We start from the raw sequence: 25,432 nt of genomic DNA on the forward strand, positions 1-25,432 counted from the left end.
CGGCTCCTTAACGCAGAGTGAACAGCGATCAACTGCTGGGCGACGCCTCGTAGGGGGTGTACGTGGCCAGGGTCACGAGTTCGAAAGGATGCTCGGGATCGTTGGTCTGCGCGATCTGCGCGATGACCAGATCGGCTGGGCTGATGCTCGAACATGCCACCAGTCGGGCGCGAGCGGGTTCGTCGAGCACGCTGCCGACAGCCGACAGGATGGCCGGCAGCACCGGTCGATGCGAACAGATGAGCAGCGGACGTGCAGCACTCACCGCAGCCGACACCAGCCGCTCGGTCGCGGCCGGATCGGCGGTGTATGCGGCCTCGGTGAGCTGGTCGACCGGTGTGGCACGGATGCTGTGTGCTTTGAGAAACGGCGCGATGGTCGACGCGCAGCGCTGCCATGGGCTGGTGAGGATGCTCTCATACGGCGCCCAGCAGTCGAGCAGACCCACCAGAGACTTGGCCTGCGCCTGGCCTCGTTCGGTCAGCGTGCGAGTGGCCTCTCCGCCAGACCAGGCCGCTCGCGAGGTGGCTTTCGCGTGACGCAGCACACCGACGTTGAAGGTGGGGCGGTCGAGTGCGGGAAGCATCTGCTCGAGCTGGTCGAGCAGATCGCGGTCGAACTCGTAGGTGAGCAGCCGTCGGGCCTCGTCGAAAGGCAGCCAGAGCAGCTCGTCGACCTCATGGTTGGGTGTAAACCGGCGTGAGCTCTGCTTGACCTGCTCCGCGGTCACATGTGCCGTCCAGTAAGAGACGGTTTTGGGCTTGCCGTTGACGTCGTAGTGCACCTCGCCCAAGAACGGCCCGAGCCGCGTGCGCAGGCAGGTCTCTTCGTAGAGCTCGCGCAGTGCCGTCTCGGGAACCGTCTCACCCGGATCGAGTTTGCCTTTCGGAAACGAGTAATCGTCGTGTGCCGCCCGATGGATCACCAGAATGTAGGGGCGGCCGCCGATGTGGCGCCAGCAGAGCACGCCCGCGGCGATGATCATTTGCGCTTTGCCGCCTTACGCGTCGAAGCGATGCGAATCAGCTCGCTCTGCACATCGAGCAGCGGGCGCCCATCGGCATCAAGGTGATGACGCTTCCAGACACCGTCGGTGCCCAGATGCCATGACGATGACGTGTCGGCCAGGCCCAGCGCGAATAAGTCGGTCAGCTCGGTGATCTGCTCGGGCGAGGTCAGGCGCACCAGCGCCTCGACGCGACGGTCGAGGTTGCGATGCATCATGTCGGCGCTGCCGATGTAGACCTGCGTGTCACCGTCGTTGGCGAACCAGAAGATGCGGGAGTGCTCGAGGTAGCGCCCCAACACCGAGCGCACGGTGATGTTCTCGCTGAGGCCGGGCTCGCCGGGTTTCAGCGAGCAGATGCCGCGCACCCACACCTCAACAGGAACACCCGCTTGGCTGGCACGGTAGAGCGCATCAATGACCTGCTCGTCGACCAAAGAGTTCACCTTGATCTTGATGCCACTGGCACGGCCGGCGCGGGCATGGGCGATCTCGTTGTCGACCAGCTCGATCAGGCCGGTGCGGATGGTCTTGGGGGCCACCAGCAGTCGCTCGTACTTGGTCTCGGTGGAGAACCCGGAGAGATGGTTGAACAGGCGGCCGAGATCGTCGCCCACCTCGCCGCTGGCGGTCAGCAGACCGAGGTCTTCGTAGAGACGCGCGGTCTTGGGATTGTAGTTGCCGGTGCCCACATGGCTGTAGCGCACCAAGCGCCCCTCTTCTTCACGCACCACGAGTGAGAGCTTGCAGTGTGTTTTGAGGCCGACCAAGCCGTAAACCACATGCACGCCGGCCCGTTCGAGCTTGCGTGCCCATGAGATGTTGTTGGCCTCGTCGAAGCGTGCCTTGATCTCGACGAGGGCGAGCACCTGCTTGCCGGCGTCGGCGGCGTCGATCAGCGACTGCACGATGGGGCTGTCGCCCGAGGTGCGGTACAGCGTCTGCTTGATGGCCAGCACATTGGGGTCGGCCGCGGCATGCTCAAGGAAAGCCTGCACACTGGTGGCGAACGACTCGTACGGATGATGCAGCAGAATGTCGTTTTTGCGGATAGCCCCGAAGAACTCGGCATGCTGGTGCGGGTCGATGTTCTTGAGGTACCGGTTGGTCACCGGCACCGCCACCGGGTAGTGCAGCTCAGGGCGGTTGAGGCCGGCGATGGCGAACAGACCGGTGAGGTCGAGCGGCTCGCGCAGCTTGTACACGTCTTCGCCCTGCACGCCCAACTCGCTGACCAGCAGATCGAGGATGCGCGGGTTGATGTCAGAGGCCACCTCAAGACGCACCGGCGGGCCGAAGCGGCGACGCAGCAGCTCTTTCTCAAGTGCCTGCAGCAGGTTCTCGGCTTCGTCTTCGTCAACCTCGAGGTCTTCGTTGCGGGTGACGCGGAAGGTGTGCGACTCTTCGACCTGCATGCCCGGAAACAGCTGGTCGAGGTGCACGCTGATCAGCTCTTCGAGGGGCATGAAACGGGTCTTGCCTGATCCGTCGTCAGGAATCGGCACGAAGCGCTGTAGCGACTGCGGCACCTTGACGCGGGCGAACTCGCGCTTGCCGTTTTTGGGGTTGACCACCACGACTGCGAGGTTCAGCGACAGCCCAGAGATGTAGGGGAAGGGGTGCGCTGAGTCGACGGCCAGCGGCGTGAGAATCGGAAAGACCTTCTCGTCAAAGTAGGTGCGCAGGCGCGCGTGCTCGTCAGCGCCGAGCTGACCCCAGTGCACGATGCTGATGCCGGCCTGTTCAAGGGCGGGCAGCACGCCGTCGTGCAGAATCTCGCTCTGCCGGTCTTGCAGGCGATGCGCCTCGCGGCTGACGGCGCTGAGCAGCTCGAGTGGTGCCAGCCCTGAGTTCGAGGGCACCGCGATGCCGAGCGCGATGCGGCGCTTGAGGCCTGCGACGCGCACCATGAAGAACTCGTCGAGGTTGTTGGCGAAGATGGCCAGAAACGAGGCCCGCTCGAGCAGCTGCAGCGACGGGTCGTCGGCAAGCTCGAGCACACGTTCGTTGAACCCGAGCCAAGAAAGCTCGCGATCGAGGTAGCGATCGTCGGGGAGGGTCTCGACGGCGGTGGCCGCGGCCTTCGGAGTGGTCTTGCCCTTGGGTGCTGTGGTGCTCATCTCTCTATCATCCCACTCGCCAATGAATATCGCGTGAACGCTCGCGGAAGCCAAGACTTTCGTAGAGATGTCGGGCAGCGGCGTTGTCGGCCTCGACGAACAAAGTGACTTCGTCTGCGCGGTCGTGCAGGCGCTGAAGCCCGGCCTGCATGAGCGCGCGCCCGAGCCCGGCCCCGGCCTGTTCAGGGCGCACCCCGATCGCGTAGATCTCACCCTCGGTGGCGCCGTCGGCAGCCGACGTGACTTTCAGCCAGTTGAAGCCGACCACGGTATCGCCGTCGCACAGCAGCAGCACGTCTTCGGGGTCGAACCAAGTCTCGGCTTCGAGCGAGCGCAGCTCAGCGAGGTCGATTGCACCCTGTTCGGGATGGTCGGCAAAGGCACTCGCATTGGCGTCGAGCCAGGCCTGCTCATCGGCATCGATTTCGAACGGTCGGATGCTCAGCCCCGCTGGCAGCGCGGGCGCTGATTGCGTGCCGGTCGCCTCGTTGCTCAAGGTCAGCTGCAGCAGCTCGCGGTCGCGTTTGGCACGGATGTTCTCGGCCAGCAGTCGTGCAGTCTCGAGGTCACCATGCGACCAGAAGCCTCTCCCGCCGGCGGCAATGGCCGCACGCAGCAGGCGTCGGCCGAGCCCGTGGCTGCGCGCCTCGGGTCGCACGACGAGTTCGAACTGGTCGTCGAGCAGCACGGCGGCTGCGAGCAGCCGCTGAGGTGCCACCGGCGCGTTGAGCTGGATCGACGTGGTCATCGCCAGATCGAGGTCGGTGATGACCACGGCCTGCTCAGCGTCGAGCATGGCCCATGTGTGGTCACTGAACGGCTGGTGGCCGTCGGCGATATAGGCGGCTTGGGCCAGCTCACGCAGGGCCTGGATGTTGATTTCTGTCATTCCTCGGTGGACTCATCACTCTCATGATTGGCGGCGACCGGGGGAAACTCGCCTTCGGTGGGGTTGAAGCGGTAGCCCACGTTGCGCACCGTGCCGATCAGCGAATCGAGCTCGCCGAGCTTGGCGCGAAGCCGTCGCACGTGCACGTCGACGGTGCGGGTGCCGCCAAAGTAGTCATAACCCCAGACTTCGCTGAGCAGCTGTTCGCGGGTGAACACGCGGCCTTGGCGCGAGGCCAGGTAGCGCAGCAGCTCGAACTCTTTGAAGGTGAGGTCGAGTGGTTTGCCATTGACTTTGGCGGAATAGCTGGCCTCGTCGATGACCAGGCCGGCCGCGCGGATGATCGAAGGGTCGTCTGCGGCGACGGCTCCCGGGCGGTGTGCGAGCCGAATGCGAGCGTCGATCTCGGCTGGCCCTGCCGTGGCGAGAATGAAGTCGGAGATGCCCCAGTCTTGGCTGATTGCGGCAATGCCGCCCTCGGTGACCACCAGCAGCACGGGAAGCTCGACGCCGGCAGTGGCGATGATCGAGCAGAACTGCTTGGCGCCGGGCAGATCTTGGCGGGCGTCGACCAGCAGCGCGTCAGCCTGACCCGTCGAGAGCAGACTGCTCGCGGTGGGGGCGAGCACGGTCACATGGTGGTTCAGGAGGGCCAGCGATGGCAGCACGCCGTCTCTCGCCTTGGTGAGAACGACGAGGTCTGACACGTTGGGGCCTTCCGGTACAGGTGACTCTATATTAGTGTGCTGCGGCGCAAGATCGTGTCAGGCACAGCTGTGCGGCTAGACTGAAGCCATGGATGGAATTGTCGCACTTGAGATCTTCTTCGTCGGTCTGCTCGCTCTGGCCAGCGCGGCCATCGCATTCGTGGCCGGCACAGTACTGGTCAAGCTCTTTAAAGGGCAGCGCTGAGCATGCTGGAATTTGCTGAGGGGCTTCCCGCTGAGGTCGGCCCGCTCAGCTGGCTGCTGGGTGTCTGGGAGGGCACCGGCGTGGTCAGCTACGGGCTCGATGACGAGCACGTAGAGTACGAATTCGGCCAGCGGGTGAGCTTCACCAACGACGGTCTGCCATACCTGCAGTACAACGCGTACTACTGGCTGCTCGACGAAGAGCGCACGCCGCTGACCACCGAAACCGGCTACTGGCGTCTGCGCGCGCCGTTGCGCCCGAGCGATCAGGGCCCGGCGCTGTTGCTGGGCGAGGGCCTGGCCGCCGAGCGCAGCCACGAAGACATCGACGCACTGCGCACCGACCAAGGCTTTCCGCTTGAGGTCAGCTTTCTGCATCCCGACGGCGTCAGCGAACTTTACTTGGGCGCGATCGACGGCCCCCGCGTGCAGCTGGGCACCGATGCGGTGCTACGCTCGTCGAACGCTCGCGAGTATGCCGCCGGTCAGCGCATGTACGGCCTGGTCGAAGGTCGACTGCTTTGGGCGTGGGACATCGCCGCACTCGGGCATCCATTGGCCTCACATGCCTCTGCCGAGCTCGAACGCCGCAGTGTGGGCGCTGTCGGCACCAAATGACCACCTCGCTCGAACCGCGACAGCTCGGCGACCCCGTTGGCGAGCAGCGTCGGCTCACGGCTGGCGATGCAGTGCTGGCCGCTCCCACTCTTGACGTGGTGCGCATCACCGGCGCAGACCACCAGCGTTTTCTCGATGCCCTGCTCTCGCGCGATTTGGGGCGACTCGCACCCGATGAGAGCAGCGAGGCCCTGCTGCTCGATGCCGCTGGCCACGTGCAGTTTGCCGTGGGCGCCGTCGCCGATGCCGACGGGGTGTGGTTGCTGCCCGATCACGGCGAGGCAGATCGGGTGGTCGACTGGGTGCATCGCATGCGCTTCATGATGCAGGTCGAGGCGCAGGCCGTCACCGACGCCTTCGTGCAGATCGGCTGGTTTGCCGCCGACCGGCCCTGGCAGGCAGAGCTCGCGCAGCTCAGCGCGTTCGTGTGGCGCGACCCGTGGGCCGAAGTGGCGAGCGGGGGCTGGCAGTATGCCGTGCATCCCACCGTCGACTATGCCGCCTGGCGTTGGAACGTCGCCTTTGTGCCTGATTCACACGCCGATCAGGCCCGGGCCCTGCTCGATGCCGCAGCGGTGACGCGTTCGGGTGCAGACGCGTGGCAGGCGCTGCGCGTCGCTGCCGGTCGCCCGCGCACGGCAGACGAGGTCGACGAGCGCAGCATTCCGCACGAACTCGACTGGCTGCGTTCGGCGGTGCACCTGAACAAGGGCTGCTATCCGGGGCAAGAGACGGTGGCGAAGGTGCACAACTTGGGGCATCCGCCTCGGCGCTTGGTGCTGCTGCAGCTCGACGGTGGTGACACGTGGGTCGAACACGGCGACGCGGTGCTGCAGGATGGCCACGAGGTCGGCTTGGTCACCACCGCAGGGTTGCACTATGAGATGGGTCCGATCGCGCTCGCCGTCATCAAGCGCGCCGTGCCCGTTGACGCGACGCTGCAGGTGCGACACGAAAACGTGGCTGTTGCGGCAGTGCAAGAGGTCATCGTGCCGCCTGAGGCTGGTGCGCTGGCTGCCGATGCCGTTGGTGAGTTTCGTCGGGCTAGGCGTCAGGGGCGCTGATGCGCTCGGTCGCCTAGACTAGAGCCATGACTGAATCGACGTACACGCTGGTGCTGCTGCGCCACGGCCACAGCGAATGGAACGCTCTCAATCTCTTCTGCGGCTGGGTCGACGCCGACCTCGCTCCGCAGGGTATCGAAGAGGCGAAGCACGCCGGTGAGCTGCTCACCGAGGCCGGGCTGCTGCCCGACGTGGTGCACACCTCTCGCCTCAAGCGCGCGATCAAGACCGCGAACCTCGCACTCGAGACCGCCGACCGCCTCTGGATCGACGTGCGCCGCTCATGGCGCCTCAACGAGCGCCACTACGGCGCTCTGCAGGGCAAGAACAAAGCTGAGACCCTCGAGCAGTACGGGCCCGAGCAGTTTCAGACCTGGCGGCGCTCCTATGACGTGCCGCCCCCGCCGATCGCCGACGACGACCCTTATTCGCAGGCCGATGACCCGCGCTACGCCGACCTTGAGCAGGTGCCGGCCAGCGAGTGCCTCAAAGACGTGCTGGCGCGTCTGCTGCCCTACTGGGAGGGTTCGATCGTGCCTGACCTGCGCGACGGCCGCACGGTGCTGGTCACCGCCCACGGCAACTCGTTGCGCGCGCTGGTCAAGCATCTCGATCAGATCCCTGATGACGAGATCGCTGAGCTGAACATTCCCACGGGTATTCCGCTGGTGTATCGCCTCGACGCTGATCTCAAGCCGATCGTCGCCGGAGGCGAATACCTCGACCCCGAGGCCGCAGCAGCCGGTGCTGCCGCCGTTGCCGCCCAGGGGGCACAGAAGAAGTAGCGCATTGCGCCCACGCACAAGCGCCCGATCAACGGTTCGTCACCGATGCGGTCGGGCGCTTTTCGCTGTGTGGCTCAGGCGTTCTCGATATCGCCGGCCCAGTCGCCGGTGGCCAGGTAGGCCACCTTGTGAGCGATGTTGACCGCGTGGTCGGCGAAGCGCTCGTGGTACCGGCTGGCCAGGGTGACGTCGACGGTGTCGGTGGCCGCGTTCGCCCACTTGTCAGAGAGCACGGTGTCGAACACGTGCTGGTGCAGGGCATCGACCTGATCGTCGAGCTCGCTGATCTGCTGGGCGATCTCGAGATCTTGGTGCTCGAGCAGCGGTGGCACAAGGCGAGCGATCTGGATGTCGAGCTCGCCGAGGCGCTGGAAGGTGTCGTGCAGGTCGTCGGGCACCACACGCTCGGGAAAGCGGTAGCGGGCCAGCTGCGCGATGTGGCTGGCCAGATCGCCCATGCGCTCGACCGAGGCACTGATGCGCAGGGCGCTGACGATGGTGCGCAGGTCACGGGCGACCGGCTGCTGCTTGGCCAGAATGGTGATCGACAGCTCGTCGAGGTTCGCGGCGAGGTCATCGATGTGCTCGTCGTTGCTGATGACCTGTTCAGCCAGATGCACATCTGACTCGTTGAACGCAGCCACGGCCTTCTCGATCGCGGTCACCACATCGGTAGACACCTCGACGAGCCGATTCTGCACTTCTGCAAGCTCTTGCTGAAAAACGATACGCACGGAGATCCTCACGCCTGACGGACTATTGCGCCCATTCTCACCCACCGAGGTGAACACTCGGTGACGGGAGACTGAACGCTCGTAGCCTGTCACTGATCCGCACGGTGACGCAAGTTGCCAGCAGGTAGTCTGTCACTCATGGAGTACTTGTCGGTCGTAGCGGCAGCGCTGATCGCCTCAGTGCTCACCGCGGTGATCGGCATGCTGCTGCTGCGCTCGCGGCAGAAGGGCGAAGCCGGTCGGCGCATGATCGAGCAGGTGCTGCCGGATGGCGTGGAACAGTCGCTCAGCGCTCTTCCGTTTCCGGCATTCGTCGTCGAGGCCTCAAATGAAGTGCTGCTGACCACCCCGAGTCTCGAAGCACTGGGAGTCGTCGAGGGGCACCGTGTGGTGGTTGATGAAATCGTCGACGGCATCGATCAGGTGCGCGAGACTGGTGAGCACCTCGAGCAGCAGCTGGTGCTGCACCGAGGGCGCGGCGAGAACTCCGACAGTCACATCACCACCCACATCTCCGTGCTGGGCAACCGCTACATTCTGGTTGTGGTCGAAGACCGCACCCAAGCCATGCTGGTCGAGACCATGCGACGCGACTTCACTGCCAATGTCAGCCACGAACTCAAGACCCCCATCTCTGCAGCGATGCTGCTGAGCGAGGCAGTCGGCGGTGCCGCCGACGACTCCGAAATGGTGGAGCGTTTCAACGACAAGCTGCGGCTCGAGCTGGAGCGACTCGCGTCGATGGTCGCCGACATCATCTCGCTCAGTCGCATCGAGAGCGCGGCCGAAGAGACCGCGCACTTCGACGAGGTAGACCTGGCGCAGATCATCCGGCGCGCTCAGGCGACGACCAAAGTGGCTGCCGACATCAAGCACATCACGGTGACGATGCGCACCGAGGGCAATGTTCGGCTCGAGGCTGACCCCGACACCCTGGCCACCGCAATCGGCAATCTGATCGCCAATGCCTTGGAGTATGCGCCCGAAGGCGGGCTCGTCGGCGTGCTCGCCAAAGAAGAGGGCGAGCAGGTGCATGTGACCGTGACCGATAACGGTGAGGGCATTCCGGCGAAGCTGCAGTCGCGCGTGTTCGAACGCTTTTACCGAGTCGACCCGTCGCGGGTGCGCACCTCCGGCACTGGCGGCACAGGGCTCGGGCTCAGCATCGTCAAGCACATTGTGCGTCGTCACGGTGGCACCGTCAGCCTCTGGTCGAAGCCCGGCGTGGGCTCAAGCTTCACTCTGGCACTGCCACGCACGCAACGCGCTCCGCATGCCGTCATCGGAACAGAATCCGATCATCCGACCGAATCGCCGGTCGTGCTCAAGGAAGGAACCACACTGTGACGCATCTTCTGCTCGTTGAGGACGCACCCTCAATCAGCGAGCCGCTGGCCTACCTGCTGCGGCGGGAGGGCTACGAGGTGAGCGTAGCCGACGACGGGCTGAAAGCGCTCGATCTGTTCGATGAGGTGCATCCTGACCTGGTGCTGCTCGACCTGATGCTGCCGGGGCTCAACGGCACTGAGGTCTGTCGTCAGCTGCGCACGGAGTCAGACGTGCCGATCATCATGCTCACCGCAAAAGACACTGAGCTCGACGTGGTGTTGGGCCTCGAAGTGGGTGCTGATGACTACGTGACCAAGCCTTATTCAACGCAGGAGCTGCTTGCCCGCGTGCGCGCCGTGTTGCGGCGCCGAGGAGCGGTCGAAACCACCACCTCGGTGATCAGCACCGGGGCTATCTCAATCGATCTTGACTCTCACGTGGTGCAGGTAGACGGCCAAGAGGTCTATCTGCCGCTCAAGGAGTTCGAGCTGTTGGCCTACCTGGCCGAAAATCAGGGCCGAGTGCTCACCCGCGGGCAGCTGATCGACCAGGTGTGGGGCACCGACTACTTCGGTGACACCAAGACGCTCGACGTGCACGTCAAACGCATTCGGGCGAAGATCGAGCATGACCCGCAGCATCCGGTGCGGCTGGTGACGGTGCGAGGGCTCGGTTACAAGCTCGAGGGGTGAGTCTGTTCAGCCTGCGGGGTCGCAGCCGCTGACTGCTCAGCGGTGCGCGCGTGCCGAGGCCTCAGGCTGCGGGGGATGCGGTGGCTGATTCGCTGGCTGCCGGCGAGGCCGACTCGGTGGCGTCGTCTGCGCTCTCGCCGTCATCGGCGGTGGCCGGGGTGGGCACCAGCGAGGCGTACTCGCTGAGCGCGCCACTGATCACCGGGATGGTCTTGGCGCTCTCGGTGGCCGAGCCAGAGGTGGCGGTGGCGGTCACGGTGGCGCCGGGCTTGACGTCGAGATCGGCGATCAGCTGCTCGTTGGCTGCGTCTTCGAGGTTGAGGCTCTTGCCAGCCTCGACGTTCCAAGTGAGCGGTGACTGGCCGTCGATGGCAAGCGAGACGGTGAGCGCCTCGGTGCCGACGTTGGAGACCTGACCGATCAGGCGCGCCAGCGTGCCCTCATCGTTAGAGACCAGGGCGATGTTGTTGAGGTGCGCATCGCCGACGGTGATGTTGATGCCGTCGGAGGCGTTGTAGCTGTGCAGGGTCGCCGCCGGGGTGGCGAGACTGCAGCCGGTGGTGCCCATGGCGACCAGGGCGACGAAGACGGCGGCCAAAGATGCTCTGCGAATGCTCACGATTCCTCCGCGGTTGCGCCGGCCTTGACTGGGCGCGGCGAGAATACAAACTGTACTCACAGTCTACCGCGAATTCTCTTCTGCTCTGAATCGACCCTGTTCAGCGGGAGGGGGCTGTGGTAGACTTGCCCCTTATCGGAGGGCGATATTCCATGCGTTTTGAAGTCGGCGAGACTGTTGTCTACCCGCATCACGGGGCTGCCAAAATCACCAAGGTGACCAACCGCGTTGTGCGCGGCGAAGAGAAGAAGTACCTCACGCTTGAGGTGGCTCAAGGCGATCTCACCATTCAGGTGCCAGCAGACAACGTCGAAGAAGTCGGCGTTCGCGATGTCATCGACAAAGAGGGCCTCGAGCAGGTCTTCGGCGTGCTGCGTGAGCCCTTCACCGAAGAGCCCACCAACTGGTCGCGTCGCTACAAGGCCAATGTCGAGAAACTCGCCTCCGGCGACGTCATCAAGGTCAGCGAAGTTGTGCGCGACCTCTGGCGCCGCGATCAAGACCGCGGGCTTTCTGCCGGTGAAAAGCGCATGCTGGTCAAGGCGCGCCAGATTCTCATCTCTGAGCTGGCCCTTGCCGAGAAGACCGATGAAGAGCACGCCAGCGAGGTGCTCGATCAGGTGCTCGCCTCCTGAGGCGACCCACACCACATTCCATGGGCGAGACCCGCAGTGCTGCTGACATGAGCTGGCGTACGGGGCTGGCCAACGACATCCACGCCTATGCCGCCGAAGTCGGTGAGCGCCCGCTGGTGCTCGCCGGGCTCACCTGGCCGGGCCAGCCACCACTGATCGGCCACAGCGACGGTGATGCCGTGCTGCATGCCATCGCAGGCGCTTTGCTCTCCGCAGCCGGGCTCGGCGATTTGGGTCAGCACTTTGGCACCGACCGGCCCGAGATGCGCGACGCCGACAGTCGATTCTTTGTGACTGAGGCGCTGCGCCTGGTCACCGAGCAGGGGTTTGCCGTCGAATTCGTCGCGGTGCAGCTGATCGCTGCCCGGCCGCGTATCGCACCCCGCCGACTCGAGGCACAGCAGGTGCTCGAGCAGCTCGTGGGTGCACCGGTCTCTTTTACTGCCACCACCGCCGACGGGCTTGGAGCCATCGGCAGTGGCGAGGGCGTGCACGCGCAGGCGGTCGCCACACTGCGCCGCCCACGCTGACGCTCGGTCGCGCGACGGTAGGCTTGAGGCGTGAACATCCAGCTCTATGACACTCGTACGCAGACGCTGTGCGCCCTCGAACCGGTGCGCCCAGGTGCTGTGGGCATCTACGTCTGCGGCCCCACAGTGCAGTCGGCGCCGCATATTGGGCATCTGCGCTCGGCGCTGAGCTACGACCTGATGCGCCGCTGGCTGAGCGCGCGCGGCCTCGAGGTCACACTGGTGCGTAACGTCACTGACATCGACGACAAGATCTTGGTCAACGCCGAGACTACCGGCGAGCCTTGGTGGGCGCTGGCCTATCGGGTCGAACGCGAGTTCTCAGCTGCCTACGACGCACTGCACGTGCTGCCGCCCACCTATGAGCCGCGGGCGACCGCGAGCATTCAGCGCATGCAGCTGATCATCGAGCGCCTGATCGAGCGCGGGCACGCCTACCCGGCTGCCGATGGCAGCGGAGACGTCTACTTCGACACCGCCTCGTGGCCTGAATACGGCGCACTTACGCACCAGCGCCGTGAAGACATGGTCGATGCGGCAGACGCCGACCCGCGCGGCAAACGTGACCCCCGCGACTTCGCGCTTTGGAAGGGACACAAACCCGGTGAACCCGAGACCGCTTCATGGGCCTCACCGTGGGGCGCAGGTCGCCCCGGGTGGCACATCGAGTGCTCGGCGATGTCGACACAGTACTTGGGTGAGACTTTTGACATTCACGGCGGTGGGCGCGACCTGCGCTTTCCACACCACGAGAACGAGCTGGCGCAGTCGGCGGCGGCGGGGTTCGAGTTCGCCCGCATTTGGGTGCACAACGGTCTCGTCTCGGTTGGTGAGCAAAAGATGAGCAAGTCGCTGCACAACTCGGTGTTCGCGGCAGATCTGCTGGGCAGTGCGCCGGCACAGGCTGTGCGCTACTTCTTGGGCTCGGCGCACTATCGCTCAACTCTCGAATACTCGGCCACCGCGATCGAGGAGGCTCGACGTGCGGTCGAGCGCATCAATGGGTTCGTGGCGCGTGCTGCCGAGACGCTGGCCGGCGAGGTGCCCGAGGCTGCCGTGCCCGACGAGTTCGCCGCTGCGATGGACGACGATCTCAATGTGCCGCAGGCGCTGGCTGTGTTGCACGAGCGGGTGCGTGCGGGTAATGCCGCCCTGGCCACTGGCGATCTCGACGGGCTGCGATCTGCGGCGGGCGAGGTTTCAGCGATGCTGCAGGTCTTGGGCCTGCATCCTGACGACTACCGCACCGATGCGCAGGCCGAGTCAGGGCTCGAGCAGGCGCTTGACGTGCTCGTGCAGCAGCGCCTGCACGAACGGGCAGCGGCCCGCCAACAGCGCGACTTCTCGACGGCAGACCGCATCAGAGACGAACTGACTGAGGCCGGTGTCACCATCGAAGACACCGCCGACGGAGCGAAATGGAGCATCAATGGCTGAGCGAAAGCGCGCAGGAGCAGTGCGCAAGCACAAGAAGGGGCCGTTGAAAGGCTCTGGTGGTCAACGCAGCAAGGGGCTCGAGGGTCGCGGGCCGACGCCCAAGGCCGAAGACCGCCCGTACCATGCCAAGGCGAAGGCCAAGGCGCGCGCCGAGCGCAGCGGTCAACAGCGCGGAGGTGACCGCCCGCGGCGAACTGGGGCACCGGCATCCACTGTGCACAAGCAGCGCACCGCCGAGGTGATCAGCGGCCGCAATGCCGTGGCCGAGGCGCTCGCCGCCCGGGTGCCGGCCACTGCGCTCTATGTCGCCGACCATATCGAGGCCGACGACCGAGTGCGCGACGCCTTGGCTCGTGCCACGCAGCAGCGCATTCCGGTGCTCACTGCTGGCCGCACGGATCTCGACCGCTTGGTGGGCGAGGGGGCCGTGCATCAAGGCATCGCGCTGCAGATTCCGCCGTATCGGTATGCCTCAGTCGATCAGCTGCTCGAAGCCGCTGGCCGGCAGGCCCCGCTGCTGGTGGCGCTCGACGGAGTGACTGATCCGCGTAACCTGGGCGCCATCATTCGCTCGGTCGCGGCGTTCGGCGGTCATGGCGTCATCGTGCCCGAACGGCGCAGCGCTGGGGTCACCGCGTCGGCATGGAAAACCTCGGCAGGTGCGGCTCTGCGCACGAAGGTGGCCATGGTGCCCAACCTCACGCAGACCTTGCGCGCGCTCAAGAAGCAGGGGTTGTTCGTGATCGGCCTTGACGGCGGCGGCGAGGTGTCGCTGCCCGATCTGCAGCTGGGCGCCGAACCGCTCGTGGTCGTGGTCGGCTCTGAGGGCGACGGGCTCTCACGCCTGGTGCGCGAGACCTGCGACGAGATTGTGTCGATTCCGATCACCGCGAGCACCGAGAGCCTCAACGCAGGTATTGCGGCAGCGGTTGCGCTCTACGGCATCTCGGTGGCGCGTCAGGCCGGCTGAGCGCCTGGCGTGCGCAGGGGCAATGCCAGCTGGATGCCGGTAGCACTGTCGAACACTGCGAGCTCATCGAGATCGATTGCGATGAAGACCCGATCGCCGGGCTCATAACCAACCGAATCAACGCGTACCGTGCACTCTGAGCGGTCGCGATCGGTGATGCGCAGCATCAGCGACTGCGTGCCGTCATCATGACGCTCCGTGTGCTCGACGATGGCGGGCAGCCCTTCGGCGCCGTCAGCCAAATGCAGCTGTCGTTCGGGCACGCCCACCACCACCGCAGCAGGCTGGCCTCCAACGCGGCGGCGCTGATCGTCGAGGTGCAGGGTGCCGTCGTCATCGGGCGTCATGGTCCAGCAGGCCATCGGTTGGCCGGCCACGGTGCGCGCGACATCGAGATCGGCGGGGTCGCTGCGCAGGTGTTCGAGGCTGTCGGCCTGGCGCAGGCGCCCATGAGCGATGACGGCAACGCGTTCGATTGGATCGTCGAGCTCGGGCAGCTCGCGCGTGGCATACACGGTGGTGATGCCCAGTGTGTCGGTGAGGCGACGGATGCGCCCCACCAGTTCTCGGCGTTCGGCACGCGCCAGCCCTGTGAACGGTTCGTCGAGCAGCAGCACGCTCGGGATGCGTGCCAGAGCCCTGCCGACGGCCACGCGCTGACGTTGGCGCCCGGTGAGGTCTGCGGGAGAGGCATCCAACTGGTCGGCAAGGTCGAGGCCCTGGGCGATGAGCGCGACGCGCTGGGTGCGCTCTTCGCGAGAGACGCCGGCGACCTTCAGTGCGAAGGCCATATTCTCGCTGACCGACATCTGCGGGTAGAGGGCGTAGTTCTGAAAGACCATGGCCACGTCGCGGTGTTTGGGCGGCAGGCGGGTGACGTCGCGGTGATCGATGAGAATGCTGCCGGCGCTGGTCTCTTCGAGCCCGGCGATCAGGCGCAGCAGCGTTGATTTGCCGGCGCCCTGCGCACCCAGCAGCACGAGGAACTCGCCGGTGCGAACAGCGAGTGACACTTCGGCCACCGACGGCGTGGCGCCGCCGGGGTAGACGCATGAGGCGTGGTCAAGGGTGAGCGACGACATTCTTCCATTATGAGACCGAACCGATTGCAAGGTTCGACTGCTAGGATGCGAGAGGTGCGCTCGCCCACGCGAGTAGGGCACATAGTTGCAATGACAACCGAAATGGCTGAGGAAGACATGACCGACAAGACCCCGACGACCAAGAACGAGCGACGTCAGGCCGCTCGCGAGAAGGCCAAGGCGCTGCGTGAAGAGCAGCATCGGCGCGAAAAGCGCAAGCGGCTGATCATCCAGAGCTCTGTCGTGGTGGGCGTCATCGCAGTGGTGGCGGCCGTCGCACTGCTCGTGACCACTTTGACGAAGCCTGCCGCAATGCCAGCCAACATGCAGAGCGATGGCATCGCGTTCACCACGGGGCTCACGCCCGTGCTCACCGACGCCCGCGAGTCGGGCAGCGACCCGGTCGCCTATGAGTCGGCTGACGATCATATCGTCGTCGATGTGTACCTCGACTTCATGTGCCCCTACTGCCAGCAGTTCGAGCTGACGAATGGTCAGTACATCACTACGCAGGTGTCGGCTGGCAACATCGATGTGGTGTACCACCCGGTTGAGATTCTCGACCGCCTGTCGCAGGGCACAAACTACTCGACTCGTGCTGCGGCTGCTGCGGCGTCGGTGGCCAACTATGCACCCGACAGCTTCATCACCTTCCAGTCGCGCCTGTTCGACACCGATGTCAAGCCTGAAGAGAACACCGCGGGGCTGACCGAAGACGAGCTCGTGCAGTATGCGCGCGAGGCCATTGGCGATGACAACGCCGACCTGCAGCAGAAGGTCGAAGACTCGATTCGCTCGGGCGAGTTCAAGAGTTGGGTCGCCGCGGCGACCAAGGCATCGCCTGCCGCTGAGAACGGCACGCCTTATGTGACCGTCAACGGCGAGGCGTGGAACTCCACTGCGCAGTCGTCTGACACGCTGTACAGCGACTTCCCTGACTATGTGAACGACCTACTCGAGGCCAAGGGCATCGACCCGAACGCCGGCGAGTGAGCGAGCCTCCGTCACCGACCTGTAGACTATTGCAGGCTCCGGTGACGGAGACTGGCCGACTTAGCTCATCTGGTAGAGCACCTGTCTTGTAAACAGGAGGTGGCGGGTTCGAGCCCCGCAGTCGGCTCCACTGTTTCTCCCCTGCGGCCAAGGGGACAAATGCACATCGGCCCCATGGCTCACCTGCACGATGAACGAGCCCGTGCAATATGCGTGCAATTCCTAGACAAAACACCGACACTGTGCGCCTCGAACGGGTCAGAGCAAAACATCCGCAGACACAACACGATGTCGGCAGCTCGCTGGCGTGTCGTGCAGACATTGCGCAGCAGCTGCCGACATCGCGTCGGCTGCATCCAGTTACTCGGCGGCGATTGCGTCGAGCGGGGTGACACGACGAGCCCGCCGACTCGCGGCCAGGGTTGAGACCGCACTGAGCAGCAGGGCACCGGCGAGTGCGCTGGCCACCAGCTGCCATGGCACCGTGGGCCAAAGCGAAGTCTTGCGCATGATCTCACCCATGCTGGCGAGCGCACCCACCCATCCGAAACCGATGCCGAGCAGCAGCCCGACGACCACGGCGACAACCGCAGATCGGGCGCTTTCTGCAGTGAGCATCCACAATGTCTGCCGCCGGGTCAGGCCGAGTGCGCGCAGCAGACCGATCTCACGTTGGCGCTGCACGGTGGCCAGCACCTGCGTATTCACCATGCCAACCGCGGCGATCAGCGCAGAGAAGCCCACGAGCGGCAAGAACACCAACAGCACCTGGCGCATGGAGTCGGCGAACAGGGCCAGATCTTCGGCGCTCAGCTCGCGCTGCTGTGTGGCGTAGGCGGTGAGCGTGTCCTGATAGGTGTACGCGGCCACGGCGAACATGGTGACCAGGCCGACACCGATGAGGATGCCCAGTGCACTCCGCGAACTGCGACGGGGTGCACGACGAGCGTTGCGGGCGGCCAGCAGGTCGGCGCTTCCGGTGATGCCCGGAGCGATGCGCATCAGCGGCGGCAGCACGCGATCGGCTGCAAGCACGAGTGCGGTCACCGTGAGCACGCCGCCGAAGAAAGCGATCGGCAGCCCTGCCTGTGCTTGGTCGAGGCTGTGCAGCCCCATCTTGGCTCCGAGCGCGAGCATGCCGAGACCCAGCACCGCGATCAAGGCCGCGATCACCACGCGAGTGCGGCTGCTGCGCGCGTCTGACCCGGATTCAGTTGCCGCCTGCGCCGACCCAAAGGCCTGAATGGGCGAGATGCCGAGAATCTGGCGCGAGCCGAGCCAGGCAGAGACGAGAGTGACCAGCGCTGCGGCAACCGCAGGCGCGATCGCATCGGTGATGAACCATGGTGTCGTCGTCTGCACCGGCAGCCCCCACCAGGTGTGGGCGGCGGCGAGGCCTCCCTGCAACAGGGCAGCACCAGCCAGCCAACCAAGTGCCGCACCGGCGAGACCAACGATCAAACCCTCCTGTGCGATGCTGCGGCGTAAGGATGCGCTGGAGGCTCCCAGCAGACGCAGCAGTGCCAGCCGGCGGGCTCGTCCGGCGATGATGGTGGCAAACGTGTTGACTGTCACGATAGCGCCCACGAACAGAGCGATGCCGAGGAAGATCCACGTCATCACCCCGAGCACGGTGCGCACCTCGGTGAGCTGGTCGAACCCGTTGGCACGCATCGAGGTGACGATGGCATCGGCCGCACCAACGAGCACCGTGCCGAATGCGGCGGAGAGTGCAGTGACGATCAGAGCCGCGCTGTACTCACCAGCGCGCAGGCCCGATCCGAGTGTGGAGCGGGTACTCATCGTGCCACCTCCGCGTCGACGCCCTCGGCCTCGAGTGCGAGCATCACCCGTGAGATCTCGGCGGCGGAGGTGCGCGGCAGCTGCTGCACGATGCGGCCGTCTTGCAAGATGATCACCCGGTCGGCGCGCGATGCGGCGAGAGCGTCGTGGGTGACCATGACGATGCTCTGGCGCTGGTCGTCGGCCATGCTGCGCAGCAGATCGAGCACCTCGCGGCTGCTGCGCGAGTCGAGAGCGCCAGTGGGCTCGTCGGCGAACACCACCGCAGGGCGAGTGACCAGGGCACGCGCGATGGCCACCCGCTGCTGCTGACCGCCCGACAGCTGCGCCGGGCGATGCCGCACACGCTCACTGAGGCCAAGTCGTGCGATGAGCTGGTCAGCGCGTGCGCTGTCTTCACCGCTCGGGCGCTTGCCGGCGAGCAGAAATGGCAGCAGCACGTTCTCGCGTACATCGAGCGTGGGCAGCAGGTTGAACGACTGAAAGACGAAGCCCACGCGGTCGCGGCGCAGTCGAGTGAGGGCGTCGTCGTTGAGCGTGCCGAGGTCGATGCCATCGATCTCGACATGACCCGAGGTGGGGCGGTCGAGCCCGGCCAAGGTGTGCATGAGCGTCGACTTGCCCGACCCGCTGGGGCCCATGATCGCAGTGAACTCGCCCGGCGGCACATGCAGACTGACGTGATCAATGGCGGTTACTGCAGAGTCGCCGCTGCCGAAGCGGCGCACGAGGTCGTGGGCCTGCACCCCGGAGACGCGCTGCGGCTGAGTGGGAACAGAGGCAATTGTGGTGTTCATGCCTTCGACGGTATGTGAGGCAGATCGACTGAGACATCAGGCATCGGTCGCAGCTGACTCATCCGAAAGTCTTAACCTCAGGCGCGCCGCTGGCGGTCAGTCGGCGAGCCCGTGTCGGTACGCGTAGACCACCAGCTGCACGCGATCGCGCAGGCCGAGCTTGCGCAACACCGCCGTCACGTGGGTTTTGACCGTGGCTTCGGCGAGAAACAGTGTGGCCGCGATCTCACGATTGTTGAGTCCATGTGAGACCGCGCGAAAGACCTCGCGCTCGCGATCGGTGAGTTCGGCGAACTCGGGTGGTGCACTGGGGGCTTCGGGCAGACTCACCGTCTGAGCGGTGGCGATTACGTGCATGCCGGCGGCGAGAGTGCGCAGCGCGGCCAGCAGAAACTCCGGCTCGGTGTTCTTCAGCATGAAGCCGGTGGCTCCGGCTGCCAGCGCCTGACGGGTGGCGTCTTCAGTGTCGAGCGTGGTGAGCACCAGGATGCGCGGCGGCGGCACGTTGGGCTCGGCGCAGTGCGCGATGATGCGGCGGGTGGTCTCGATGCCGTCGATGCCGGGCATGCGGATGTCCATCAGCACGAGAGCTGGGTGCAGGCGTGCGACGCTCGCGATCGCGGCCTGGCCGTCACTGGCCTGACCGATCACGGTGAAATCGGGTTGGGCATCGATGACCATGGCCAGCCCGGCGCGAAAGAGGTCTTGGTCGTCAACCAGCAGCACGCTGGTGGCTGGGGTGGCGTTGGGTTCGCTCATGCGTGCTCCTCTGCGATGGGTGCTGCGGCAGCGTCAGCATGTCGCGGCAGCCGGGCGATGATGGTCCACGTGGTGGGGGTCTGCGACACCGAGAGCGTGCCACCAGCCGACTGGGCACGCTCCTGCATGCCGGTCAGGCCCCAGTGCCCGGGCATCCCTCGGCTGTCGCCCGCGAGCGCTGACGCGAGCAGACGCGCATTGCTGACCTGCAGCGTGATCGTCTCGCCCCAGTCGAGCAGCAGCTGCACTGGTTGTGTCGTGTCGCCGTGTCGCAGAGCGTTGGTCAGCGCCTCGCGCAGGATGCGCACTGTAGCCGCATAGCCCGGCGTCGCCAGCTCGGGTGCTCGCCCGGTGGTGCTCAGCGCGACGTCGAGCCCGGCGGTGCGCATGCGCTCGCACAGCTGCTCAACGGTGGTGGCGCTGAGCTCGTCTGGCTGTTCGGCTCGCAGCCGGGCCAAGAACGAGCGCACGTCACCGAGTGCCTGCCGACCAGTGTCAGACACCTCGTCGAGTGCCTGTCTCGAGCGTTCGGGCAGATCGGGGGTGCCGATGCGCACGCCGTCGGTCAGTGAGATCATCACCGACAGCGAGTGCGCGAGCACATCGTGCAGGTCGCGGGCGAGGTCGGTGCGCTCGCGTTGTCGCTGTGCCTCGCGCTGTGCCTCGCGCGTCTGGGTGCGGCTGGCCCGGTAGGAGTCGCGGCTGCGCATCAGCTGCCCGGCGAGCCAGGCGCAGCCGAGGGCGAACGACACGAACATCAGATACGCGACCTCACCCTGCCAGATGACGCGGGAGTACCCGGGGCTGTGCAGCGCATTCTGCTGCAGAGCCGGCTGTACGAGGGTGGCCAGTGTCAGGTAGCCGCTGGCGATTGCAGCGCCGACCGGGACGGATGCTGTTGCGGCTTTTCGGGTGCGGCCCTCAGCGTGTCGGCTGACCGAGAAGAGGGTGAGCAGAATGCTCACCGATGACATGAACGCAACCACCGACAGCGTGGCCATCTGCAATATCGCGTTCAGCCACGCCAGACCCAGCGCCAATGCGGGATGTTTCAGGCGCACCGCGAACATCGGTGCGGTGAGTGCGCTTGCCGCCAAGAGCAGCCAAGGCACGGTGGCGTTGGTGCCGAGGCCGACCGAGGCGATGTCGATGAGTGCGACGAATGCAGCCCATAGTGCTCCCCACGCCCAAGTGAGCGCGGTGCGATGCTGATCGGCCCATGCGTAGAGCCGGGCGAGTCGGCTAGGCGCCGGCACTGGTGTCGGCCCCGGGCGCTGCCGCCTCGAAGGTCAGCGCAATGGAGTTCATGCAGTAGCGATCGCCAGTGGGCGTCTGTGGGGCGTCAGCAAAGACATGACCGAGATGCGACCCGCAGGAGGCGCAGCGCACCTCGGTGCGCAGCACGCCGAGTGACGTGTCGGGGTGCAGAGTGACCGCGCTGGATTCGGCGGGGTCGAAGAAGCTCGGCCAGCCGCAGCCGGAGTCGAACTTGGTGGTTGAGCGAAACAGCTCGGCCCCGCAGGCGCGACAGCGGTAGACGCCTTCGCGCTGTTCGTCGAGCAGTGCGCCCGTCCAGGGGCGCTCGGTTGCGGCCTCACGCAGCACGGCATATTCGTCGTCGGTGAGGCGCTCTCGCCAGTGGCGGTCGTCATGGTGTGGCATGCGGTGCTCGCTTTCTCTCGACGTGCACCGAGTCTACGCGGCACCTGTGACGTTACCGCTGCGAGTCTGGTCATAGAATTGCGCCTATGACCGCCGAACCGCTCACTTCGCTGCAACGGCGAATTCTTGAGTTCGAACAGGCATGGCCGCCCGCTCGTGCGGGCAAAGCGGCGGCGATCCGCGAAACGTTTGCGATGAGTGCGGCGAGATATCAGCAGATTCTGCTCTCGTTGCGACATCACCCTGAGGCAGTGCGCGCCGCCCCAGAACTGATGAATCGCCTGGTTCGCGCCGGTGCTGCACGACGTGCCACGCCCCGAAGCGAGTGACATTAAGGGAGAATGGCCGTTATGGCGCAGAAATATCCGCAAGACGAGTTTGACGATCTGTCATCGGTGCACAAGGTCGGTGCGCATCGCGCAGCCGAACGAGGATGGCGCAGCGCGCGCATCCTGATTGGTGCGTTGGTGGTGACCGCGCTGTTGGTCGCCGGAGTCTACGGAGCGTTGCAGATCGTTCGTAACGGCAGCGTCTTCAACGAGTATGTTGCGGCGAGCGACGACTCCGCATCGGCAGAGGCGTCTACTGAGGCTTCTGAGGCTGCTACTGATGATGCAGATGCCACCGCCACCGAGACCGCCTCGCCCACCGAGACGACAACGCCCAGCGCCGAGCCAGAGCAGACCACGGCAGCGGTCGACCCGTATTCGCTGACGGTCGGCGTGTACAACGGCACGAGCAGGTCAGGGTTGGCAGCAACGGCTGCCGCACAGGTGAAGGCCGCCGGCTGGACGGTCAGCACAACAACCAACGCACCTTCTGGGGTGCGTGGCCAGGCGAACTCGGTGGTCTATTACTCTGATGCCGCATACGCTGATGCTGCACAGCAACTGGCCGACGCGCTCTCGCTGGCTGGCGGCACGGTGCAGCGCAGCATCGGCACCACGCAGCTTTCCGTGGTGCTTGGCACGACATACAACCGATGATCGAACCCGCCAGCAGAGCATGAGCAAGGAGATTTCCATGACCCATAACGACAGCAGTCAGCGACGTTCTTGGGCGCGCGTGATCACCGCTGCGGCAATGGTCGCAACGCTGGGCGTTGGCCTGGGAGCCTGCAGTCGGCAGCAAGACGAGCCGCAGCCCTCCGAGACAGCACAGGCAGAAGAGCAGCACTACTATGCGCCACTGACCGGCGTTGAGATCGAACAGGGCTCACTCGATCACGCTGCGGTGACCGTCAAGATTCCCAACGCCGCTGACGGTGCTCGCCCGCAGGTCAATCTGAACAAGGCTGATCTCATCTACGAAGAGCAGGTCGAGGGCAACATCACTCGGTATGTGACCGTCTACCACTCTCAGCTGCCGAAGGTCGTCGGGCCTGTGCGATCAGCTCGACCCACCGACGTTTCGGTGGTCTCGCCCATCAGCGGCGCCTTCGTGTATTCAGGTCTCAACAGCGAGTTCGCCTCGATCATCGGCAGTATGAATGCCACGCAGATCGACGAGAACAACGGCACTGTGCTGCAGCGAGACAGCTCGTGGGGCAAGAAAGCCCCGAACAACCTCTTCGCCGATCCATCAGCGGCGCTGTCTGCACTGTCAGCAGATCAGCAGACCACCGCACCGGCGGCGCAGTACTCATATGCCGAACAGGGTGAACAGAGCACGGCTGCCGAGCAGGGTGACAGCCTCACATCTCTCTCGGTCACCGTCGGCTCCGACGCGCCGCGCAGCTGGGCGTGGTCTGCCGACCTCGGCAAATGGGTGCGCTCAACTGCCGCCGGGCAGGCCGACGTCACCCTCACCGAAGATGACGCGTCATCGGCAGTGAGCGAACAGATTGCCGCAACGAACCTGGTGGTCATCCAGTCGCCCATGGGCGATGCCTACAATCTCGGCTCGAAGGGGCTGTCGCCACGGTACCTGCTCGATGGCCAGTCTGGCAGCGGGTATGTGCTCTCAGACGGCAAGGTGATTGACATCACTTGGAGCAAGGCTGACGCCACGTCGCCGTTCGTGCTGGTGGCTGCTGGCACCACGCAGCAGGTGCTGCTGAGCCCGGGCAATACCTGGATCTCGCTGGTACCGCAGACCAATGGCACCGCAACGGTGGATGGCCGGGTTGCGACGCCGACGGAAGCCTTGCCCAGCGCTGCTCAGTGAGTGGCTCGCACAACGTCATGAGACTTGCACTCGTCAGGGGTGAGTGCTAATTATGTAGTTGGCACTCGTGAAGCGCGAGTGCCAACGAAGTAGACACTAATGTCCAGAAGGGACGAGTTTTCATGGCTAAGATCATCGCCTTTGAAGAAGAAGCTCGCCGCGGCCTTGAGCGCGGCTTGAACATTTTGGCTGACACCGTCAAGGTGACGCTCGGCCCTCGCGGCCGCAACGTCGTGCTCGAGAAGAAGTGGGGCGCACCCACCATCACCAACGACGGCGTTTCTATCGCCAAAGAGATTGAGCTCGAAGATCCGTACGAGAAGATCGGCGCCGAGCTCGTCAAAGAGGTCGCCAAGAAGACCGATGACGTTGCTGGCGACGGCACCACCACGGCTACCGTGCTCGCCCAGGCGCTCGTGCGCGAGGGCCTGCGCAACGTCGCAGCCGGTGCTGATCCGGTCGCGCTGCGTCGCGGCATCGACAAGGCTGTTGCCGCTGTTGTCGCCGATCTGCTGAGCAACGCCAAAGAGGTCGAGACCGAAGAAGAGACCGCTGCCACCGCATCGATCTCTGCGGGCGACCCCGAGATCGGCAAGATCATCGCCAAGGCCATCCACACCGTCTCGAAAGAGGGCGTGGTCACGGTCGAAGAGTCGAACACCTTCGGCATCGACCTCGAGATCACCGAGGGCCTGCGTTTCGACAAGGGCGTGCTCTCGCAGTACTTCATCACTGATCCCGAGCGCCAAGAGGCAGTGCTCGAAGATCCCTACATCCTGATCGTCAACTCGAAGATCTCGAGCATCAACGACCTGGTTCCCGTGCTCAACAAGGTGCGCGAGGCTGGCAAAGAGCTGCTCATCATCGCCGAAGACGTCGAGGGCGAAGCTCTGGCGACGCTGGTCGTCAACAAGATTCGCGGCATCTTCAAGTCGGTTGCCGTCAAGGCTCCGGGCTTCGGCGACCGTCGCAAGGCCATCCTGAACGACATCGCCATCCTGACCGGTGGCCAGGTCATCGCTGAAGAGCTCGGCCTCAAGCTCGAGAACGCCGACCTCAGCCTGCTGGGTCGCGCACGCAAGGTCGTCGTCACCAAAGACGAGACCACCATCGTCGAGGGTGCTGGCGACAAGGCACAGATCGATGGCCGTGCACAGCAGATTCGCGCCGAAATCGAGAAGACCGACTCTGACTACGACCGCGAGAAGCTGCAGGAGCGTCTGGCGAAGATCTCGGGCGGCGTGGCCGTCATCAAGGTCGGCGCTGCCACTGAGCCCGAGCTCAAGGAGCGCAAGGCTCGCATCGAAGACGCCGTGCGCAACGCCAAGGCTGCGGCAGAAGAAGGCATCGTCGCCGGCGGCGGCGTGGCTCTGATCCAGGCCTCGAAGGTTATCGACACCCTCGACCTCGTCGGCGACGAGGCCACCGGCGCAGCGATCGTGCGCAAGGGCGCGACCGCTCCGCTGAAGCAGATCGCCGTCAACGCGGGCCTCGAGCCCGGTGTGGTCGCCGAGAAGGTCTCGACCCTGAAGCAGGGCGAGGGCCTCAACGCAGCCACCGGTGAGTATGTCGACCTGCTGGCCGCTGGCATTGCCGACCCGGTCAAGGTGACCCGTTCGGCGCTGCAGAACGCCGCTTCGATCGCCGGTCTGTTCCTGACCACCGAGGCAGTTGTCGCCGAGAAGCCCGAGAAGGCTGCTCCGGCAGCTGCTGCCGACCCCACCGGCGGCATGGACTTCTAATCTGAGGTCAGCGACTGATCACAGGCGCATCACAGAGGCCCCGAGGCAGCGCAAGCTGCATCGGGGCCTCTGTCTGTGCGAAGCGTCTG

The 25,432-nt window shown here is 65.1% G+C and carries 26 protein-coding genes and 1 tRNA gene; 15 read left to right on the forward strand and 12 right to left on the reverse strand.

The window, feature by feature from the left end; translation table 11 throughout:
* Window positions 1-28: 28 nt before the first annotated feature.
* From G557_RS11985 to G557_RS0105700, 4 genes are read right to left on the reverse strand one after another with little or no spacing between them, the layout of a single operon-like run.
* Entirely contained in the window at window positions 29-985 is a 957-nt protein-coding gene (locus G557_RS11985) for an NUDIX hydrolase (protein ID WP_051224718.1), read from the reverse strand.
* Window positions 982-3,126 (reverse strand): RNA degradosome polyphosphate kinase, encoded by a 2,145-nt coding sequence (locus G557_RS11990; protein ID WP_036961487.1) that lies wholly within the window; start codon window positions 3,124-3,126, stop codon window positions 982-984. The genes G557_RS11985 and G557_RS11990 overlap by 4 nt, the downstream gene beginning before the upstream one ends.
* A 7-nt stretch (window positions 3,127-3,133) precedes the next feature.
* On the reverse strand, window positions 3,134-4,015 hold the full coding sequence (mshD, locus tag G557_RS0105695) for a mycothiol synthase (RefSeq protein WP_028245284.1): 882 nt from the start codon (window positions 4,013-4,015) through the stop codon (window positions 3,134-3,136).
* Window positions 4,012-4,722: a winged helix-turn-helix transcriptional regulator gene (locus G557_RS0105700; protein WP_028245285.1), complete on the reverse strand. Its 711-nt coding sequence runs from the start codon at window positions 4,720-4,722 to the stop codon at window positions 4,012-4,014. Before G557_RS0105700 ends, mshD begins: the two co-directional genes overlap by 4 nt.
* Window positions 4,723-4,929: 207 nt before the next feature.
* Between G557_RS0105700 and G557_RS0105710 the strand changes: the two genes are divergently transcribed.
* The 3 genes from G557_RS0105710 to G557_RS0105720 are packed head-to-tail and all read left to right on the forward strand — an operon-like array spanning window position 4,930 to window position 7,393.
* A complete protein-coding gene (locus tag G557_RS0105710; protein ID WP_028245287.1) occupies window positions 4,930-5,544 on the forward strand; it encodes a heme-binding beta-barrel domain-containing protein in 615 nt (204 codons plus the stop codon).
* Window positions 5,541-6,608 (forward strand): CAF17-like 4Fe-4S cluster assembly/insertion protein YgfZ, encoded by a 1,068-nt coding sequence (gene ygfZ / locus G557_RS11995; RefSeq protein ID WP_036961490.1) that lies wholly within the window; start codon window positions 5,541-5,543, stop codon window positions 6,606-6,608. Before G557_RS0105710 ends, ygfZ begins: the two co-directional genes overlap by 4 nt.
* Before the next feature lie 26 nt (window positions 6,609-6,634).
* Window positions 6,635-7,393 (forward strand): phosphoglyceromutase, encoded by a 759-nt coding sequence (locus tag G557_RS0105720; protein ID WP_028245288.1) that lies wholly within the window; start codon window positions 6,635-6,637, stop codon window positions 7,391-7,393.
* 74 nt (window positions 7,394-7,467) lie between these two features.
* Here the strand turns inward: G557_RS0105720 and phoU are convergent, their stop codons facing one another.
* Complete coding sequence (gene phoU / locus G557_RS0105725) at window positions 7,468-8,127, reverse strand: phosphate signaling complex protein PhoU (RefSeq protein WP_028245289.1); 660 nt, start codon at window positions 8,125-8,127, stop codon at window positions 7,468-7,470.
* Between the two features lie 138 nt (window positions 8,128-8,265).
* Between phoU and G557_RS12000 the strand changes: the two genes are divergently transcribed.
* A complete protein-coding gene (locus tag G557_RS12000; protein ID WP_051224720.1) occupies window positions 8,266-9,474 on the forward strand; it encodes a sensor histidine kinase in 1,209 nt (402 codons plus the stop codon).
* On the forward strand, window positions 9,471-10,148 hold the full coding sequence (locus G557_RS0105735) for a response regulator transcription factor (protein ID WP_028245290.1): 678 nt from the start codon (window positions 9,471-9,473) through the stop codon (window positions 10,146-10,148). Before G557_RS12000 ends, G557_RS0105735 begins: the two co-directional genes overlap by 4 nt.
* A 61-nt stretch (window positions 10,149-10,209) precedes the next feature.
* Here the strand turns inward: G557_RS0105735 and G557_RS13330 are convergent, their stop codons facing one another.
* Window positions 10,210-10,767, reverse strand: a complete 558-nt coding sequence (locus tag G557_RS13330) for a hypothetical protein (protein WP_051224722.1) — start codon at window positions 10,765-10,767, stop codon at window positions 10,210-10,212.
* A gap of 152 nt (window positions 10,768-10,919) precedes the next feature.
* On the opposite strand from G557_RS13330, the gene G557_RS0105745 reads away from it, so the two are divergent.
* From G557_RS0105745 to rlmB, 4 genes are read left to right on the forward strand one after another with little or no spacing between them, the layout of a single operon-like run.
* Entirely contained in the window at window positions 10,920-11,402 is a 483-nt protein-coding gene (locus tag G557_RS0105745) for a CarD family transcriptional regulator (RefSeq protein ID WP_028245291.1), read from the forward strand.
* Between the two features lie 20 nt (window positions 11,403-11,422).
* The gene (ispF, locus tag G557_RS0105750; protein WP_084627031.1) at window positions 11,423-11,932 is read left to right on the forward strand and encodes a 2-C-methyl-D-erythritol 2,4-cyclodiphosphate synthase; all 510 of its coding nucleotides are present in this window, start codon (window positions 11,423-11,425) and stop codon (window positions 11,930-11,932) included.
* Between the two features lie 30 nt (window positions 11,933-11,962).
* Window positions 11,963-13,369: a cysteine--tRNA ligase gene (gene cysS, locus G557_RS0105755; RefSeq protein ID WP_028245293.1), complete on the forward strand. Its 1,407-nt coding sequence runs from the start codon at window positions 11,963-11,965 to the stop codon at window positions 13,367-13,369.
* On the forward strand, window positions 13,362-14,339 hold the full coding sequence (gene rlmB, locus G557_RS0105760; RefSeq protein WP_028245294.1) for a 23S rRNA (guanosine(2251)-2'-O)-methyltransferase RlmB: 978 nt from the start codon (window positions 13,362-13,364) through the stop codon (window positions 14,337-14,339). The genes cysS and rlmB overlap by 8 nt, the downstream gene beginning before the upstream one ends.
* Here the strand turns inward: rlmB and G557_RS0105765 are convergent.
* Entirely contained in the window at window positions 14,327-15,421 is a 1,095-nt protein-coding gene (locus G557_RS0105765; RefSeq protein ID WP_028245295.1) for an ABC transporter ATP-binding protein, read from the reverse strand. The genes rlmB and G557_RS0105765 overlap by 13 nt on opposite strands.
* 117 nt (window positions 15,422-15,538) lie before the next feature.
* On the opposite strand from G557_RS0105765, the gene G557_RS12010 reads away from it, so the two are divergent.
* Window positions 15,539-16,414 carry a DsbA family protein gene (locus G557_RS12010; RefSeq protein ID WP_169337747.1) on the forward strand — a complete coding sequence of 292 codons (876 nt, stop codon included), beginning with the start codon at window positions 15,539-15,541 and terminating at the stop codon, window positions 16,412-16,414.
* 54 nt (window positions 16,415-16,468) lie between these two features.
* A tRNA-Thr gene (locus G557_RS0105775) sits at window positions 16,469-16,544 on the forward strand.
* Window positions 16,545-16,774: 230 nt separating this feature from the next.
* On the opposite strand, the gene G557_RS0105780 is transcribed toward G557_RS0105775, so the two are convergent.
* The 5 genes from G557_RS0105780 to msrB form a co-directional block, all read right to left on the reverse strand.
* Window positions 16,775-18,217: an FtsX-like permease family protein gene (locus G557_RS0105780; protein WP_051224726.1), complete on the reverse strand. Its 1,443-nt coding sequence runs from the start codon at window positions 18,215-18,217 to the stop codon at window positions 16,775-16,777.
* Window positions 18,214-19,014, reverse strand: a complete 801-nt coding sequence (locus G557_RS0105785; RefSeq protein WP_084627033.1) for an ABC transporter ATP-binding protein — start codon at window positions 19,012-19,014, stop codon at window positions 18,214-18,216. Before G557_RS0105785 ends, G557_RS0105780 begins: the two co-directional genes overlap by 4 nt.
* A 96-nt stretch (window positions 19,015-19,110) precedes the next feature.
* The gene (locus tag G557_RS0105790) at window positions 19,111-19,773 is read right to left on the reverse strand and encodes a response regulator (protein ID WP_028245298.1); all 663 of its coding nucleotides are present in this window, start codon (window positions 19,771-19,773) and stop codon (window positions 19,111-19,113) included.
* The gene (locus tag G557_RS13335; protein WP_051224728.1) at window positions 19,770-21,029 is read right to left on the reverse strand and encodes a sensor histidine kinase; all 1,260 of its coding nucleotides are present in this window, start codon (window positions 21,027-21,029) and stop codon (window positions 19,770-19,772) included. The genes G557_RS0105790 and G557_RS13335 overlap by 4 nt, the downstream gene beginning before the upstream one ends.
* Complete coding sequence (msrB, locus tag G557_RS12020; protein WP_036961494.1) at window positions 21,016-21,435, reverse strand: peptide-methionine (R)-S-oxide reductase MsrB; 420 nt, start codon at window positions 21,433-21,435, stop codon at window positions 21,016-21,018. Before msrB ends, G557_RS13335 begins: the two co-directional genes overlap by 14 nt.
* A gap of 86 nt (window positions 21,436-21,521) precedes the next feature.
* Here msrB and G557_RS12025 point away from each other — a divergent pair, with 86 nt between their 5' ends.
* From G557_RS12025 to groL, 4 genes are all read left to right on the forward strand, one after another.
* The gene (locus tag G557_RS12025; RefSeq protein ID WP_051224730.1) at window positions 21,522-21,764 is read left to right on the forward strand and encodes a DUF3263 domain-containing protein; all 243 of its coding nucleotides are present in this window, start codon (window positions 21,522-21,524) and stop codon (window positions 21,762-21,764) included.
* Between the two features lie 21 nt (window positions 21,765-21,785).
* The gene (locus tag G557_RS0105810; RefSeq protein WP_028245299.1) at window positions 21,786-22,421 is read left to right on the forward strand and encodes a LytR C-terminal domain-containing protein; all 636 of its coding nucleotides are present in this window, start codon (window positions 21,786-21,788) and stop codon (window positions 22,419-22,421) included.
* A gap of 37 nt (window positions 22,422-22,458) precedes the next feature.
* Window positions 22,459-23,601: a DUF3048 domain-containing protein gene (locus tag G557_RS0105815; RefSeq protein ID WP_028245300.1), complete on the forward strand. Its 1,143-nt coding sequence runs from the start codon at window positions 22,459-22,461 to the stop codon at window positions 23,599-23,601.
* A 122-nt stretch (window positions 23,602-23,723) separates the two neighbouring features.
* Window positions 23,724-25,343 carry a chaperonin GroEL gene (gene groL, locus G557_RS0105820; protein WP_028245301.1) on the forward strand — a complete coding sequence of 540 codons (1,620 nt, stop codon included), beginning with the start codon at window positions 23,724-23,726 and terminating at the stop codon, window positions 25,341-25,343.
* Window positions 25,344-25,432 lie beyond the last annotated feature (89 nt).

Source organism: Pseudoclavibacter soli DSM 23366 (genome assembly GCF_000423505.1).
GTDB classification, from domain to species: domain Bacteria; phylum Actinomycetota; class Actinomycetes; order Actinomycetales; family Microbacteriaceae; genus Pseudoclavibacter_A; species Pseudoclavibacter_A soli.